Raw genomic sequence first — 15,241 nt, forward strand, 5'->3', positions numbered from 1 at the left:
CCTATCGGCTTCGCGCAGGATCCGGACTATCTGCTCGTCGCTGTATCGCGTCTTCTTCATATGCCTCTCACTCTCTGAGAGGCCATTGTCTCAAGTTACCTTGGATCGAAAAAGCCGGGACAGGTCATGTTCGCTTACCGATCTTCAAATAGGTGGCCATCTCATCGAGCGTCAGGATCAATAGATGGTCGGCTTTCATCGCACCTTCTCCACGCTCCTTCATCTGTGCGAGATTGCGGAAATCTTGCAAACCTTTACAAGAGATTGGTCCGGACAACAAAAAATTCAAGGGCACAAGGCATAGATGTTCTTCCCGTTCACACGGATACATGCCAGACGGCCGAGTGATTGGCTGGAGTTCGATTTGGGTTCAGAACAGTGAAGTTGGCCAAATCATCGAATCCACGCCCTGAACGCCAAGGGGTTACTATCTGGTTCTGAAAGCGGACGCGGGTTCGGTTCCGTGTTCCGCCAGTTGCAGCCATGCTGCAGCTGGCATGCCCTCAGCAAGTCATGAAAGTGTATAAAGCCAGCCGTCGAGATGTAGTGGCACAACTGCGGAAAGAATTTATTCCACCGTCTACGCCCCGGAAGGCTACACCCGTGGCCTTTCCTTCCTCCTTCCAATCAACGGCTTACGCAATTCTGCAGCCCTGTTTGTCCTGCATCGGAGGCCACAACGCTTTCCCGCTAGGCATTTGAAAACACAACCCTTTCCCCACCCCGCTAGGGGTGCGTCATGTGTGGGACCTTTAAGGCCACAAATGAGCGAAGGCGAATTTGAGGCCTTAAAGGTCCCAGCCAGACCGGGAACCGGGCTGGCATCGTCACCGGACAGGGTCCCAGGCTCAGCCTGGGAACTGCACGGCACCAGCAGCACAAGCTGCTCTGACATGCTCCCCCAACAGCAAACCGCCTGCAGAGAACAGCAAACCCAACATTGCACGCCCGCAGCAAACACGCGAGAATTTCCCTATGTGCAATCGCTACGTAACACCCGATCAGGCGGCTGTTGAACGCTACTGGCATGTAGGACGCCAGAACCCGCCAAGGCTCTGGGGGCCACAGGTGCATCCCCGGGGCATGGGGCCGTTTATTCGTGCGGGCAATCAGGGGCGTGAACTTGCCGTGGGCCAGTGGGCGCTGATTCCACCATTCGCCAAGGATGCCAAATTGCCCTATCCCACCAATAACGCACGCGCTGAAGAACTGGCGCAAAAGCCCACCTTCCGGCAAGCCTGGGCGCGGGGGCAACGCTGCGTCATTCCAGCGGAATCCTTTGATGAACCCTGTTGGGAAAGTGGTAGCAATGTGTGGTGGCGGTTCCGACGCGCCGATGGTGCGCCTTGGGGGCTGGCCGGTTTGTGGAATACCTGGGTCAACCGGGAAACCGGCGAAGTAGTGGAAAGCTACACCATGCTCACGCTGAATGCAGACTCGCACCTGCTAATGAACAGGATGCACAAGCCGGATCCTTCCAAGCCTGCCGGCGCACAGGATAAGCGCTCGGTCATTCCGATTGAACTGGCCGATGTCGATCAATGGTTAAACGGCAGCCAGGACGACGCGCAAGCCCTGTTCACACTGCCGCCCCCTACAGCGTTTGATGCCCTGCCGCTAGAGCTGCCGCGGCAGTCCAGCCTGATTTAATGGTGCGTGCGCGTCAGCGCGGGGATTGCGGTGCCACACGCGACAAGGCCCGGCATAGCCGGGCCAGTGGTGTTTTTTTACCAGGCCGGTGTTCCCGGCCTGTGGTGGGCTGTCGATCAGAATGGAATATCTGATGGTTCGACTTCCTCAGGCGCTGCAGCGGGTGCCTTAGCCTTGCTGTTGCGGCCTTTCGGGCGGGCAGCAGGTGCAGGCTGTGCGGTGTCAGCCTGTGCCGTTTCCCTGCCACCCAACATCTGCATTTGGTCTGCAATGATTTCTGTGGCGTAGCGGTCTGTTCCGGTGTCGGCGTCCTGCCATTTGCGGGTTTTCAGGCGGCCTTCCACAAATACGGTGCGGCCTTTGCGCAGATACTCGCCTGCAATTTCAGCCAGTCGGCCATAGAAAACGACGCGGTGCCATTCGGTTTCTTCGCGGCGCTCGCCTGTGGCCTTGTCCTTCCATTGGTTAGTCGTGGCAATCGACACTGAGCACACGGCTGCACCTTCTGCGGTGTAGCGGACTTCGGGGTCTTTGCCAAGGTTGCCGATCAGAGTGGCTCGGTTCAATGATGCCATGGTGACTTCTCCATTATGTCAGTCAGAGTGAAGGCCTGGGCGACCCTTCGCCCAGGTGGAAAGGCTTATTGCTGTCGCTGGGCGAGTTCCAGGGCGCGCATGAAATCCATCGCGGCCCATTGGGCGTTGCCGGTCAGTTGTCGCACCCAGGCGCTTCGTGTGGGACTCCAGCGGAAGCCGTGGCGCTTGAGCAAGTCGCGGGTTTCCTTGGCGGGTTTGCCGTCAAACAGGAACATGGCACGGTTTTCCTGCGGATCCTCGCGGTAGGTGTAGCCGGGGCCGCTGCGCTCAAACTTGGGCCGGTCGGCTACTTTCTCCAAGTCTTTGATGCGCTGGGCAATGCGGCGAATGTTGGCGTTGTTGTTCTGCAGCTGATACGGTGCGAAACCGATGCGGCCCATAAAGTCGGGCTTGATGAGGTCGCGGGCGCGGGAGTCATCCACCAGGCCGGTGGCTACCAGGGCGCTGATGCGGGTTTCCGGGTCGGCCTTGGCTTGGCGGCGAAGAATGCCATTCAGTTTCTTCATGGTGTCCTGCCATGCCTGCAACGATGCCAGTTTGGCCTTCAGCTTTTCGATGGCGTCGGGGTCATCGCTGGAAATACCGCCTTTCCCTACCGCTGCGGCCTTGTCTGCGTAGTGTTCGGCCTTCTTCTGCAATTCAAAGGATTTTTCATAGCCCTGCTGGATGCGCACCCGATAGCGGCGGTCGCCACGTTCGGAGTGATGACCCACCAGAATCGGCTGACCAAAGGGAATGGCCTGCGCCATCTCATGCGCCTGGGCGTGTGCCGCGTCTGCCTGTCGTTCGACCTGTGCGGCCTTGGCCTGATACCCTGCTTTCCGTGCTGCCTGCTTCGCTTCATAGGTGTTCATGGTCTGATCTCCAAATGAGGTTTCGGGTTTTCAGCTGACCGGATCCGAAGATTCTTGAGCCGGAACGTAAATCCGCCGTGTGGGGTTTACGCTGGCTCTCCGGTCTTGCCGCCGTCTTCCGTGAGTTCCGTCGCCGTGCCGATCTGGATCATGTAGCGCCGACCGGAAAGGGGCGGGAACGGAAGCCGCAGCCCGAAGCGAAGCGGAGGGACCGGGTGAGTACCCGGCGAAGCGAACCCCTTGTAGGGAGAAGCGCAGTGATACAGTCGGCGGTTTTGGCGACGGAACTCACGGAAGACGGAACAGCGGCCCGCCCGAGCGATGACCCCGCACGGCAGCCGCGCGGCGAGCGCCCCCAGCCGCGCCGGGCGCGGCTCTCATTTGGGCCAACAGCCCAGAGCAAGCACAGCGCGCAGCGCCGACAGGCGCGAAGACGTGAGGGATGGAAGCCCGAAGGGGCAAGACGCCGCAGGCGGCTTGATGCGAAGCACGACAGCCCGGCCCGCAGCCGTCAGGCGGAGGGACACGCCCAGTAAGCAAGGCAGTGCAATATGAGGGACACCAGACACAAACCAGCGCACAGAATGGGGTACTGAACCATCACCGTAGCCGTGTAAGTTTTGGCTCTGAACAAGTAGGTGTGTCGGGTTGATGACATACCGGCTTCCCATTGTCCATGCCCACTTGTGCGGCACAAACCACAAGGTTCTCACAATGGAAAAACAGGTACCAGATAACCGCCCCACTCATCAGGCAGCCTGTCACTGCGGCACGGTACGCTTCACCGTAAAGCTGACAGACGATCTTCGCACCGCCCGCCGATGCAATTGTTCACCCTGCCGTCTGCGCGGCGCGGTGGCCGCGTCTGCGAATCTGAATGGCCTCGCCGTGCTCCAGGGTGCAGACGCGCTGACGCTGTACCAGTTCAATACCGGCGTGGCCAAGCACTATTTCTGCGCAAAATGCGGCATCTATCCTTTTCATCAACGCCGATCCTCACCCCATGAGTACGGCATCAATGTCGCCTGCATAGAAGGCATGAGTCCTTTCGACTTCGAGGAAGTCCCCGTTAATGAAGGGCAGACTCACCCCAAGGATCGCCCTAGTGGCGGCTCAGTGATTGCCGGTTGGGTTCGATATGAGTCGAACGCCGACACAAGTAGCAGAACGTCTGCATGCAGACGCACCGCTAAGAAAAACAGCGATACAGCCTCTAGGAGTGCTGCAAGCCCAGGCAGGGCGGAACGCCCTGCCTGATTTTCAGGCCATCACATTTCTCCACGCTCGGCCAAGGAAATTGTTTCCGTTGCTGTCACGATGATATGGTCCAGAAACCGTACATCAATCAACGCCAGCGCTTTCTTGAGATGCTGTGTCAGATTCAGGTCGGCGGTGCTCGGTTCAGAAAATCCCGAAGGGTGGTTGTGCGACATGATGAGTGCGGCGGCATTGAGCCGTAATGCGGTTTTCGCGATCTCGCGCGGGTAAACGCTGGCCTGATTGATCGTACCCATGCCCTGCTCTATGTACTGAATGGGCTTAAACCCGCTGTCCAGATACAGGAAGGCTGCACACTCATGTCCCAGGCCAGACAGCTTGGACTGGAAGAACCTGCGTACCTTGGTCGGGTTATCGACCGGCTGCGCCTGCGGCACCAGGCTTTCAGCGGCCATGCGACCAGCGGCAAGAATTTCGTCATCGCTTGCCAGTTTGTAGCGACCGCTGGGGCCGCGTACATACAGGGCGGGCATCGCGTTCATGTTGTCATAGCTCAGCGCGGCGGTTTGGTTTTCCATGGTTGCGTTCTCCTTTCGGGGTTAACTGGCACCGGGGCCGAAGATTCCGAGCCTTCTGTAGGTTTTGCGGTGTCCGCAGTACTACGTCTGGCCCGGAGTGCCACCGTTGCCGTGAGTTCGTCGCCTTGCCGCGCTGGATCAAGGAAGGACGAATGGAAAGGGGCGGGAACGGAAGCCGCAGCCCGCAGGAGAACGAAGAGAACCGGAGGGATCGGGTGAGTACCCGGCGAAGCGCACCCCTTGCAGGGCGGAGTGGAGTGATACAGTCGGCGTTTTAGGCGGCGCACTCACGGTAATGGTGGCCTGTTCCGATGGAGAGATGACTGCTGACACAGGCCGCGCGGCGAGCGCCTTTGCCGCTGCGGCGGCCTGACTTTCTATGGAATTATGATGTCTTTGAAAAAACCGCTGACGCGGTCAGGCACGAACCCAACCCCTGATCGTACGGACGACCGCTTCAGCAACCAGCACATGCCTGGAGACACCCTGAACTATGTCAGCTTACGTTCGCTCAGCCTCTTTTTCATGAGCCATGGCTGCCTCTGCAAGGCGCACTGCTTCAGCTTCTGCAGCCTTACGCTCGCTATAGCGGTCAACAAGGTAATCTGCACGGCCCCGCACCAGCAGCGTGAATTCCATTAACTCCTCCATCACATCCACGACTCTGTCGTAGTAGGACGATGGTTTCATGCGGCCTGCCTCGTGAACTCCTGAAACGCCTTGGCGACCGACGAGTGGTTCGGAATGGTCACCATGCGCATCCAGCGGCACAGAACTCTCATAGCATTCACTGCGTTGAAGGATTGCGAGCCGCCGCTTACTTGCATAACTGCGAGCGTGCGCCCCTACGTGGGCCGGACAGCACCCACTTCAAGCGGCAACCAGTCGATCTGGCTCTTGAAAATGCCGGTGATCGTACCGTGGCGCTTGGGGCTGCACCACACCCGCCCTTCCGACCACTGTGACAACTCCTGTAACTCGGCCACTTTGGGATGGTCGGCCGGCTGTCAGGCTGCGGCAAACCGTAAGGGTCGTAGATAACCGCCTTCACAGGTGTGATCTCGAAAGCCGCGTCAGCAAAGCTGTACTGCCACAAGGCCGATCAGAACGAGTTCCATGATGCCTACCTTTTCTTTATCGTATTTCGTTATCGAAACTCGATTATTATAGTCCAATGAATCCAGAAATTAAGATGCGACCATGACCGATACCACGAAGTCCGACCACAGCCCGTGGGCGGTTTTTCTCATCTTTCTCCGATTGGGCCTGACCTCTTTCGGAGGCCCGATTGCCCATTTGGGCTATTTTCACGATGAGTTTGTGACGCGGCGGCAGTGGCTGACCGAGCGCAGCTATGCGGATTTGGTCGCCCTTTGCCAATTCCTGCCGGGGCCGGCCAGCAGTCAGGTCGGCATCGCAATTGGGCTGTCCCGATCCGGCTATGCCGGGGCGTTGGCTGCGTGGGCGGGTTTCACGCTGCCTTCAGCGATTGCGCTGATCCTGTTTGCGCTGGGGATGGCCAATTACGGGGATGCGATGCCCGCTGGCGTACTACACGGATTAAAGGTGGTGGCCGTGGCGGTAGTCGCGCAAGCCGTATGGGGGATGGCTCGCAATCTCTGTCCAGACGCACCACGCATCACCGTCATGGCGGCGGCAACCTGCTTTGTGCTTTTGGTGCCATCCGCTTGGGGGCAGGTGGGAGTCATCGCCATTGCGGGGGGCATTGGCCTGTTGCTGTTCAAACCTCAGCAGGGGGCAGCGCATGACCCGTTGCCGATTGCCATGCGGCGTCGCGTTGGCTTGTTCTGGCTGACACTGTTCTTTGCGCTGCTGATCGGGTTGCCGTTGTTGACAGCCATGTTCCCGAATCAGACGCTGGCTATGGTCGATGCCTTCTACCGGGCCGGATCACTGGTCTTTGGTGGCGGGCATGTCGTGCTGCCGTTGCTGCAAGCCGAGGTCGTGCCTTCCGGCTGGGTCAGCAATGATGCATTTCTGGCAGGCTACGGTGCCGCGCAGGCCGTCCCTGGTCCTCTGTTCACCTTCGCGGCGTTTCTCGGCGCTTCGATGAATCAGACACCTTCCGGCTGGTTGGGTGGCTTGGTCTGCATGCTGGCGATCTTCGCGCCGTCCTTCCTGCTGGTCGTGGGTGCCTTGCCGTTCTGGGAACGTCTGCGCCGCAACACCCGCACGCAAGCAGCGTTGCTGGGCATCAATGCAGCCGTGGTTGGCCTGCTGCTGGCCGCCCTCTATCAACCAGTATGGACGAGCGCGGTTCATGCGCCGCAAGACTTCGGCTTGGCTCTTGTGGCGCTGGTTTCCCTAATGTTCTGGAAGCTGCCGCCGTGGCTGGTCGTGGTTGGCAGTGGTATCGCGGGCTGGTTGTTAAGTGTGACCCTGTGAGGTTCCGAGCATGACCGACAAAGACCTTTACGGCGGGTTGATCCGTTTGCACATCCTGCATCACGCAGCCGAAGAACCCATCTTCGGCCTCGGCATCATTGAGGAATTGCGACACCACGGTTACGAGATCAGCGCGGGCACCTTGTATCCAATGCTGCACGGATTGGAAAAGAAGGGTTATCTCACTTCACGGCATGAGCGCACCGGTCGACGGGGTCGGCGGGTGTATGAGATCACCGAGCAAGGCCGCGTGGCGCTGACCGATGCCAAAGCCAAGGTCAAGGAGCTATTCGGCGAACTGATTGAAGGCAAATGATGTGTTCATAGTTGTACTGCAGTTGACTTCTACTCGTCCGTGCAGCCGTCTTCGGAAAACGACAACTTGATCGTTGGCCGCAGACGCTATTGGCGCGCCCCCATGCTTATCGCTTAAGCCATTGCCCCCTTGGGGTTAGCAATAGTGCTGAGCGACCTCGGGCGGGCAATGTTGCTGGGTACTCTCACCGCCTTGTCATTCTTAGGTGTTGCAGCTAGATGGCGCCTGCTCATATCAACCTAAATCCCTGTCACCACAGCCTAGTATTTGATATTTCTGCTATTATCGAAACATGGAAACGAAAGACATTGTGCGACTACTCGCGGCTATCGCTCACGAAAAAAGGCTCGAGGCGTATCGTCATCTTGTGCAGGCGGGTCCTGCAGGCTTACACGCGGGGCGATTAGCAGAATTGCTCGATATACCTCCCTCATCGCTCACCTTTCATCTCAAAGAGCTCGTCCACGCAGGCTTGCTGTCATCCCACCAGGAAGGCCGCTTCGTGTCCTATTCGGTGCAGTATGCCGCCATGAATTCCCTTCTGGCCTATCTCACGGAAAACTGTTGCGGCGGTAACCCATGCTTGCCGGTCAACTTGGAAGTCTGTTCTCCCGCCGAACAAAATCGCGGGTAACCCTATTAGGTCATCGCCACCCTGGCGCTGCAGTTCAAAGGAAATTTGTTCGCCATGTCAGACAAACCATACAACACCCTGTTTCTATGCACCGGAAATTCCGCGCGCAGCATCATGGCCGAAGTGTTGCTCAATCAACTGGGTAATGGTCGGTTCCGTGCATACAGCGCTGGCAGCCACCCCGGCACCGAAGTGAACCCGCTGACGCTGGAGCTTCTTACGTCAGTCCAACTGCCGACCGACAATGTGCGCAGCAAAAGCTGGGATGAATTCGCCGATGCACCACAAATGGATTTCGTTATTACGCTGTGCGACAGTGCAGCTGGCGAACAGTGTCCCGTATGGCCGGGTCAACCCATCACGGCACACTGGGGGTTTGAAGACCCCTCAGCGAGCGAAGGAACGCCCGAAGAAAAGCGTGACCGTTTCGACAAGATTTTTCGACAGATCGCAAATCGGATCAAGATTTTTACCAGCTTGCCGCTGACGACGCTCGACCGCGTCGCCATCAAACGTGAACTCGATACTTTAGGTACCAACCACAAATGAACGTCCTGTTTCTCTGTACCGGTAATTCCTGCCGTTCGATTTTGGCCGAAGCCACCTTCAATCATTTTGCTCCCAGCGGTTGGAAGGCGGTGAGCGCCGGCAGCCGGCCCACCGGAGAAGTACACCCACGTTCGCTCCTGATTCTAAATCGCGAAGGCATTTCAACGGCGGGCTGCGCTAGCAAGTCCTGGGATGATCTGCCGGTGAAACCCGATATCGTTATCACCGTGTGCGCCAGCGCGGCAGGCGAGGAGTGTCCGGCGTATCTTGGGAAGGTTATGCGCGCCCACTGGGGCGTGGAAGACCCCGCACATGCCACCGGAACAGACAGCGAGATTGATGCGGCCTTTGAGACGGCTTATCGCATACTTAGAGCGCGCATTGAAGCCTTCCTCGCCTTGCCATTAAGCGAACTGCAGAGCAATCCCTTGGAACTGAAAAAAGCGCTCGACCAGATCAGTGCTATCACTCCTTCTGTGTAGCCTGCACAGCTACACATACTGCTGCGCCGCCGTCACACGACGGCGTTTTTCTATTCCCGAAACATTGAGGTTTCCCTGTGGTCGTCGCACTACTTATCTTCCTGCTCACCATCGTGCTGGTCATCTGGCAACCACGCGGACTCAATATCGGCTGGAGCGCCACGCTAGGCGCCGTGCTCGCACTGGTCTTTGGCGCCGTCAGCTTCGGTGACATCCCTGTCGTGTGGGGTATCGTCTGGAACGCCACCGCCACCTTCATTGCCATCATCATCATCAGCCTGTTGTTGGATGAAGCAGGCTTTTTCGAATGGGCGGCTTTGCACGTGGGACGCTGGGGCGGCGGACGCGGCCGGTTACTGTTTGCCTTAATCATCCTGCTGGGTGCAGCTGTGTCAGCCTTCTTCGCGAATGACGGGGCCGCCCTCATCCTGACGCCCATCGTGATGGCCATGCTGCTCGCGCTCGGTTTCACACCGGCGGCCACACTGGCTTTTGTCATGGCGGCTGGCTTTATCGCGGATACGGCAAGCCTTCCCTTCATCGTGTCGAATCTGGTCAACATCGTCTCGGCTGACTTCTTCGATATCAGCTTCGCGCGATACGCTGCAGTCATGGTGCCGGTCAACTTCGTCTCCGTTGCGGTGACCTTGGTGGTGCTTCTGATCTACTTTCGAAAAAGTATCCCGGTGAATTACGATGCCAGCCAACTGAAAGCACCTGCTGACGCTATTCGCGACCCGGCCACATTCCGGGCGGGCTGGTATGTGCTCATTCTGCTGCTAGTCAGCTTCTTCCTCTTGGAAGGCTTCGGCATTCCGGTCAGCGCCCTTGCTGCATCGGGTGCGGCCATTCTGCTGCTGGTTGCGGGTCGCGGTCACGTAATAAGCATCCGCAAGGTCGTCCGCGAGGCACCTTGGCCGATTGTGGTGTTTTCGCTTGGCATGTATCTGGTTGTCTACGGCCTGCGGAATGCTGGGCTGACCGATATGATCGCGGGATGGCTCGATGCAATGGCGAACCAAGGATTGTGGGTGGCTACATTGGGAACCGGCCTACTCACGGCCTTATTGTCTTCGATCATGAATAACATGCCGACAGTCTTGGTCGGCGCGCTGTCCATCGATGCAAGCCAGGCAACGGGCTCCATCAGGGAAGCCATGATTTATGCAAACATCATCGGCAGCGATCTCGGACCGAAGATAACGCCTATTGGAAGTCTGGCGACACTTCTATGGCTACATGTGCTGGCACGCAAAGGCGTGAAGATCACATGGGGTTATTATTTCAAGGTCGGGGTCGTGCTCACCATTCCCGTGCTGCTCTTCACCTTGGCGGCACTGGTTGTACGACTTAACGCTTTCTAAATATCAAACTAAAAACCGCAAATCATCACGCCGTGGCGTCTCGGTGTAAGACAAGTTTTCATCCCCACCTCAAGGCATAGTCTTGAGGGTGGGGAAAAAGCAAACGTATGGCATTGTCAGGACGTTCGCCTATCCTCTTTCATAGGTTTACTTGACCAACCTATCAGGCCCGCCTGCAATCGCCTTCCTGTCCTGATGACGTCAGCTTGGGCCGCTCCGAACGGCCACTAATGAAGAATCACGCTTGGACACCTTCAATAAGCTATACCGCCTGTTTGAAAACACCGGCGTCATTTTCTTTCCCGCAACAACGTAAACAGCCTCCGGCCCCGTTTTAGGAGCTGCCAAATAGAAGGTTTTGTCCTGTTGCGCGATTTGTTGAAGCTCTGCTTCTTTTATCGCCCTAGCACGTCCTGATGAATAGAACCGGGCCGAAAAGGGCAGCTCCGACAGATAGAACAGAGGGCTCGAAGGACCCGGCTGACGCATTACGTATCGCACGAGCTCCCGTTCGGTATTGCGCAGATCTGGATTAATCCACACCACCACACTTCCTGCCAGAACCACCAGGGGAACCAGTGCCACCGCTGTAAACAGTTTGACCCGGGGTATCGAATATCGAGCTCTCACTTCCTGCGCGAGCATCGCGGCCAGGATACTAAAGCCAGCGAGCGATGGAAGCACATAAGTCCAAAGGATATTGGCAGAGAAGGTAAAGAAAACGGGGGTGAACAGTGCGGCAGTCACCCAGTAAAAGAATAGTGGATCTCTGTAGACAGCTTGCGCAGCCGACCGCATGCGCGGGCTAAAAACCGCACCCCCCAGAGCGGCCAGTACTAATAGCCCCCAAGGAAACGAGGCCTCTAGCCAATAGACCCATATCATTCCATAGGTTGTCCTATGAGCACTCCCATAGAGATCACCGGCCCATCCCGGATCCAAGAACCGCCGAAAATGCTCGCCTACGATGAAGTAGTCAAGAAACCCAGGGGTTTTGATTTCGGCCGCGATATACCAGGGCAGTGTCAAGAGAGCCGTTAGCAACAGGCCGCTTCGCCATGGCAACAACGCGGTATGGGATTTCGTCTTTCGCGTAAGCGACCACCATACCGTGATCGGGGCAAAGATTATGAGTGCGGCCAAAGGGCCCTTCGCCAAGAGACCGATCGTCAGTCCCAAGAAGAATCCATATTGCCACCACCGAATGTCGGCATTTCGGAGATTTACAGACCTGTCCGGTTGTTGGTCGAGTGACCCGACTAAAAGGCGGTCGCCACTACCTATCACCCTCGCAAAGGAAACTAACGAGAGCGTGGTGCCAAGTGCGAGAAACGGGTCGGTAAGCACGGCACCAGAGCTGATGTAGACGAGGGTACAGGTGCTGTAAATGATGGCGGCCCAGAGCGCGACGCCAATGCCCCGCACCGATTTGAACCCCGTCAAAAATAGGATATTGGTCAGGATGAGGCATAGCCACGACGGAAAACGCCCAGCAAATTCAGTGACGCCCAGTACCTTCATTGAGAGGGCCTGTGCCCAGAAGGACAGCGGAGGCTTGCCCCAAAACGGGACATCGACGTCAAACCACGGAGTGATCCAATCCTCGCTTTGCGCCATGACTCTGGCAATCTCCGCATAGCGAGGTTCGCTAGTGTCATAAAACGGGACAAGCTCCATGGACACTAGCGGCAGCGAAAGGACTATCACCAGCGTTAGCCAAGCTACTGCGTTACTACGCTGCTGCATGATAGCTCTCTTGCTCCGCTATCCCGTCGACCCGACCGGCATTCTCACCCGCCGCCCTGCCATGACGCATGACATCGCGGACGATATAAACTGGACGTTGTTTGGTCTCGGAATATGTTTTCCCGACATACTCCCCAACCAGCCCGATTGACAACAGCTGTACACCGCCGAGGATCGTGATCATCGCAATAAGCGAGGGGTAGCCTTGCACTGGATCCCCCAACACCAGCGCTTTGGCCACAATCCACAGCGCAAACAGAAGGCCTAGAAACGCTGTAATCACTCCACCGGCCGTCGCAACTCTCAGCGGGGCGACAGAAAAAGAAGTAATTCCCTGGAATGCCAGGTTGAACAGGCTCAAGTAATCCCATTTCGTCACGCCCGCAACACGCGGCAGACGGTCGTACTCGATGATCGCTGTTGGAAGACCAATCCAGGCAAACAGTCCTTTCATATACCGGTTGCGTTCATTCAGCTGCTGCAAAGCATAGACCGCCTTGCGGCTTAACAGCCGAAAGTCTCCGGTATCGGGCGGTATCTCGACATCACTGATGGCGTTAAGAAGTCGGTAAAAATGGTGCGCACTACGGCGCTTGAACCAGGATTCGCCTCTGCGAGACCGGCGACGCATGCAAACGACGTCTGCGCCCTTCTTCCATTCCTGCATCATCTGCGGAATGAGCTCGGGCGGATCTTGCAGATCGGCATCCATTATGACGACCGCAGCGCCAGCGGCATGCGCCAGGCCCGCCGTAAGCGCCGCTTCTTTTCCGAAATTTCGACTGAGGAAAACCGCGGTTATTGCCTTGTCCTTTTCAGCGAGCGCCTTAATTACGTTGGGCGTACCATCCCGGCTGCCGTCGTCCACCAGAACCAGCTCGTAAGGCGCGTTTAAACGAGCCAGCACAGTAGTGATCCGCTCATACATGGCCGGAATAACTTCATGCTCGTTGTACATAGGAATTACAACTGACAGCTCAGTCGGGCCCCCGGGGGGTTCAGGCGGCCACTTCTTAACCAACGCGTTCATGGAACACGATCCTTTTGTAAAAAATGAAATTCATCGCTGCAACGGCGATAGTCGTGGAAACTTGGGCGACCGCAACGCCCATTTCGGTGAATGACGTCAGCACGTAGTAAAAGCCGGCATTGGCGACCCATGCCAGTGCCACCGTGCATACGTAAATAGGGATCGCCTTGTCATGGCGACCCACGCCATCGAAAGTCCAAAAAAACTGAAAGGCGTAGTTGAAGACGGAACCGACCACCGCCCCCATTGAGGTGGCTACAATCGGAGTCAAGCCTATAGTGACAAGCGACCACATCACAGCCCAATGGATGGCCGTGGACGCACCGCCGAATACCAAAAACCGCACAACCTGCCTGCCATGGGTCGACACGAACGCCTGGCCATGCTTCAAAAGATGGGTTCTGGAGTGCAAAAGGTCTGGAATAGATAACAACGCTTAGCCCGGCTTGTAGTAAAGCAACAGGGCTAGAATACGAGTTCCAACGACAATAATTCGTCAACCAAAGATCAAGAATCTATCAAAAGAGACCCGACCTTATTTCTGCAGTTCCGGCAGGGTGTAATAGTTATTTTTATATACCCAGGACGGCCATAAAACATGGCTCAGCGATTCCTTCAATAGATAAGGATCCACGCCCTCTTGCGTATACGCATCCGGGGCCGCATAACGATACTGGGTGGGTGATCGATGCGGCTGGAGAACCAATAAAGAGCCCCCTTTCAGATACCCGTAATTATCCCCGTACTGCATCATTGCCCGCCCGCCGCCCTCCTGCGTGAGATCGTGTCCAATCATGGGATGATCCCCCTGAATTCCAGCTAGGGATAGCAAGGTAGTGGGCAGATCGATTTGGCTAATTACCCGATCGTCATGTCGAGGCTGAATGTCCGCGCCCAGGATGAGAGCCGGAATGTGAAAATGCCGCAACGGGACGAGATTGGCGCCGTGCACCCTCGAGTCGTGGTCAGCTACCACGAGAAACACGGTATCCTGCCAATACGACGAGGATTTGGCCGTTTCAAAAAACTGCCCCAAAGCCCAGTCAGCGTACCGGACCGTATTCTCTGTGGTGGCCGGATCACCATCTACCGCGATACGCCCGGCGGGATACTCCCATGGCGAGTGATTGCTCACCGTAAATGCCAGGGTGAATGTAGGATGTTCCGGCGCGCTTCTCAATAGCGTGTCGAGCTTGTTGAACATATCTTCGTCAGAGGCTCCCCATGTCCCAACAAAGTTAGGGGCCTCGAAGGTATGGATATCGTGAAGTTCGTCAAAACCGTTTCCGAGGAAAAAGCCTTTCATGTTATCAAAGTGGGCTTCGCCTCCGTAGATGAATCGAGAGCGGTAGCCATGCTGCTTAAGCAACTGCGCCAAGGTGAAAAAATTACGTTGCGCGCCAGATAGGCGCAGCACAGCGTCTGAAATAGTCGGCGGAAATCCCGCAACAATAGCCTCGAGGCCCCGCACTGATCTCGTTCCAGTTGCGTAGGTTCGGGTAAAATTCCAACCCTGTCCTGATAGCCTGTCGATATTCGGCGCCAGATCAGCGCCACCGAGGATGCTCACGTACTGCGCCCCCAGGCTCTCTTCCACTATGATCACAATATTGAGCGGCTTCGCCCTCTTGCAAGTCGGCTCGTGACGATGAAGAGTGGGTATTTCAGTGCTCATTGGGGTGATGCCGGCATGACCTGTCCGGGAATTTCCTACCAGTAAGGACTAGAGATTCTGGCCTCGGATGTTAATTCGTTGGTCAGGTTTCCCACAAACTCGTGTGGGGTTTGGTAATTCAGGCTCGAATGCGGCCGGATCTC

General features: G+C 56.8%; 14 protein-coding genes and 2 pseudogenes. 8 read left to right on the forward strand and 8 right to left on the reverse strand.

Going from position 1 to position 15,241, the window contains the following annotated elements:
- Nucleotides 1–975: 975 nt before the first annotated feature.
- A complete protein-coding gene (locus H0A72_RS21540; RefSeq protein ID WP_180158571.1) occupies nucleotides 976–1,650 on the forward strand; it encodes an SOS response-associated peptidase in 675 nt (224 codons plus the stop codon).
- Between the two features lie 116 nt (nucleotides 1,651–1,766).
- On the opposite strand, the gene ssb is transcribed toward H0A72_RS21540, so the two are convergent.
- A complete protein-coding gene (gene ssb / locus H0A72_RS21545; RefSeq protein ID WP_180158572.1) occupies nucleotides 1,767–2,225 on the reverse strand; it encodes a single-stranded DNA-binding protein in 459 nt (152 codons plus the stop codon).
- A 65-nt stretch (nucleotides 2,226–2,290) separates the two neighbouring features.
- Entirely contained in the window at nucleotides 2,291–3,100 is an 810-nt protein-coding gene (locus H0A72_RS21550; RefSeq protein ID WP_180158573.1) for a DUF3560 domain-containing protein, read from the reverse strand.
- A 714-nt stretch (nucleotides 3,101–3,814) separates the two neighbouring features.
- Here H0A72_RS21550 and H0A72_RS21555 point away from each other — a divergent pair.
- On the forward strand, nucleotides 3,815–4,357 hold the full coding sequence (locus tag H0A72_RS21555) for a GFA family protein (protein WP_180158574.1): 543 nt from the start codon (nucleotides 3,815–3,817) through the stop codon (nucleotides 4,355–4,357).
- Nucleotides 4,358–4,368: 11 nt separating this feature from the next.
- Here the strand turns inward: H0A72_RS21555 and H0A72_RS21560 are convergent, their stop codons facing one another.
- The gene (locus H0A72_RS21560; protein ID WP_180158575.1) at nucleotides 4,369–4,896 is read right to left on the reverse strand and encodes a JAB domain-containing protein; all 528 of its coding nucleotides are present in this window, start codon (nucleotides 4,894–4,896) and stop codon (nucleotides 4,369–4,371) included.
- 501 nt (nucleotides 4,897–5,397) lie between these two features.
- Nucleotides 5,398–5,935, reverse strand: a pseudogene (gene arsH / locus H0A72_RS21565) (arsenical resistance protein ArsH); the annotation flags it as partial.
- Nucleotides 5,936–6,096: 161 nt separating this feature from the next.
- Here arsH and chrA point away from each other — a divergent pair.
- The 6 genes from chrA (at nucleotide 6,097) to H0A72_RS21595 (ending at nucleotide 10,647) form a co-directional block, all read left to right on the forward strand.
- On the forward strand, nucleotides 6,097–7,302 hold the full coding sequence (gene chrA / locus H0A72_RS21570; protein WP_180158576.1) for a chromate efflux transporter: 1,206 nt from the start codon (nucleotides 6,097–6,099) through the stop codon (nucleotides 7,300–7,302).
- Between the two features lie 10 nt (nucleotides 7,303–7,312).
- On the forward strand, nucleotides 7,313–7,618 hold the full coding sequence (locus H0A72_RS21575; protein WP_180158577.1) for a PadR family transcriptional regulator: 306 nt from the start codon (nucleotides 7,313–7,315) through the stop codon (nucleotides 7,616–7,618).
- A gap of 292 nt (nucleotides 7,619–7,910) precedes the next feature.
- Nucleotides 7,911–8,252, forward strand: a complete 342-nt coding sequence (locus H0A72_RS21580; RefSeq protein ID WP_180158578.1) for an ArsR/SmtB family transcription factor — start codon at nucleotides 7,911–7,913, stop codon at nucleotides 8,250–8,252.
- A gap of 54 nt (nucleotides 8,253–8,306) precedes the next feature.
- On the forward strand, nucleotides 8,307–8,801 hold the full coding sequence (locus H0A72_RS21585) for an arsenate reductase ArsC (protein ID WP_180158579.1): 495 nt from the start codon (nucleotides 8,307–8,309) through the stop codon (nucleotides 8,799–8,801).
- A complete protein-coding gene (locus H0A72_RS21590; protein WP_180158580.1) occupies nucleotides 8,798–9,283 on the forward strand; it encodes an arsenate reductase ArsC in 486 nt (161 codons plus the stop codon). Before H0A72_RS21585 ends, H0A72_RS21590 begins: the two co-directional genes overlap by 4 nt.
- Before the next feature lie 77 nt (nucleotides 9,284–9,360).
- Nucleotides 9,361–10,647, forward strand: coding sequence for an arsenite/antimonite efflux transporter (locus H0A72_RS21595; RefSeq protein ID WP_180158581.1), 1,287 nt, complete (start codon nucleotides 9,361–9,363; stop codon nucleotides 10,645–10,647).
- 201 nt (nucleotides 10,648–10,848) lie between these two features.
- Here the strand turns inward: H0A72_RS21595 and H0A72_RS21600 are convergent, their stop codons facing one another.
- The 4 genes and pseudogenes from H0A72_RS21600 to H0A72_RS21615 all read right to left on the reverse strand — a co-directional run.
- Entirely contained in the window at nucleotides 10,849–12,393 is a 1,545-nt protein-coding gene (locus H0A72_RS21600; protein WP_180158582.1) for an ArnT family glycosyltransferase, read from the reverse strand.
- Complete coding sequence (locus tag H0A72_RS21605; RefSeq protein ID WP_180158583.1) at nucleotides 12,380–13,423, reverse strand: glycosyltransferase family 2 protein; 1,044 nt, start codon at nucleotides 13,421–13,423, stop codon at nucleotides 12,380–12,382. The genes H0A72_RS21600 and H0A72_RS21605 overlap by 14 nt, the downstream gene beginning before the upstream one ends.
- On the reverse strand, nucleotides 13,407–13,835 hold the full coding sequence (locus H0A72_RS21610; RefSeq protein ID WP_180158584.1) for a GtrA family protein: 429 nt from the start codon (nucleotides 13,833–13,835) through the stop codon (nucleotides 13,407–13,409). The genes H0A72_RS21605 and H0A72_RS21610 overlap by 17 nt, the downstream gene beginning before the upstream one ends.
- 123 nt (nucleotides 13,836–13,958) lie before the next feature.
- A pseudogene (locus tag H0A72_RS21615) lies at nucleotides 13,959–15,101 on the reverse strand (LTA synthase family protein); the annotation flags it as partial.
- Between the last annotated feature and the right edge of the window lie 140 nt (nucleotides 15,102–15,241).

Source organism: Parapusillimonas granuli (assembly GCF_013416525.1).
Taxonomy (GTDB): domain Bacteria; phylum Pseudomonadota; class Gammaproteobacteria; order Burkholderiales; family Burkholderiaceae_B; genus Parapusillimonas; species Parapusillimonas granuli.

Excerpts from the sequence above, each read along its gene's own strand:
- H0A72_RS21580 (WP_180158578.1), top strand. The coding sequence starts at position 7,911 with ATGGAAACGAAAGACATTGTGCGACTACTCGCGGCTATCGCTCACGAA.
- H0A72_RS21600 (WP_180158582.1), bottom strand. The coding sequence starts at position 12,393 with ATGCAGCAGCGTAGTAACGCAGTAGCTTGGCTAACGCTGGTGATAGTC.
- H0A72_RS21560 (WP_180158575.1), bottom strand. The coding sequence starts at position 4,896 with ATGGAAAACCAAACCGCCGCGCTGAGCTATGACAACATGAACGCGATG.
- H0A72_RS21585 (WP_180158579.1), top strand. The coding sequence starts at position 8,307 with ATGTCAGACAAACCATACAACACCCTGTTTCTATGCACCGGAAATTCC.
- chrA (WP_180158576.1), top strand. The coding sequence starts at position 6,097 with ATGACCGATACCACGAAGTCCGACCACAGCCCGTGGGCGGTTTTTCTC.
- H0A72_RS21575 (WP_180158577.1), top strand. The coding sequence starts at position 7,313 with ATGACCGACAAAGACCTTTACGGCGGGTTGATCCGTTTGCACATCCTG.
- ssb (WP_180158572.1), bottom strand. The coding sequence starts at position 2,225 with ATGGCATCATTGAACCGAGCCACTCTGATCGGCAACCTTGGCAAAGAC.
- H0A72_RS21590 (WP_180158580.1), top strand. The coding sequence starts at position 8,798 with ATGAACGTCCTGTTTCTCTGTACCGGTAATTCCTGCCGTTCGATTTTG.
- H0A72_RS21605 (WP_180158583.1), bottom strand. The coding sequence starts at position 13,423 with ATGAACGCGTTGGTTAAGAAGTGGCCGCCTGAACCCCCCGGGGGCCCG.
- H0A72_RS21540 (WP_180158571.1), top strand. The coding sequence starts at position 976 with ATGTGCAATCGCTACGTAACACCCGATCAGGCGGCTGTTGAACGCTAC.
- H0A72_RS21550 (WP_180158573.1), bottom strand. The coding sequence starts at position 3,100 with ATGAACACCTATGAAGCGAAGCAGGCAGCACGGAAAGCAGGGTATCAG.
- H0A72_RS21555 (WP_180158574.1), top strand. The coding sequence starts at position 3,815 with ATGGAAAAACAGGTACCAGATAACCGCCCCACTCATCAGGCAGCCTGT.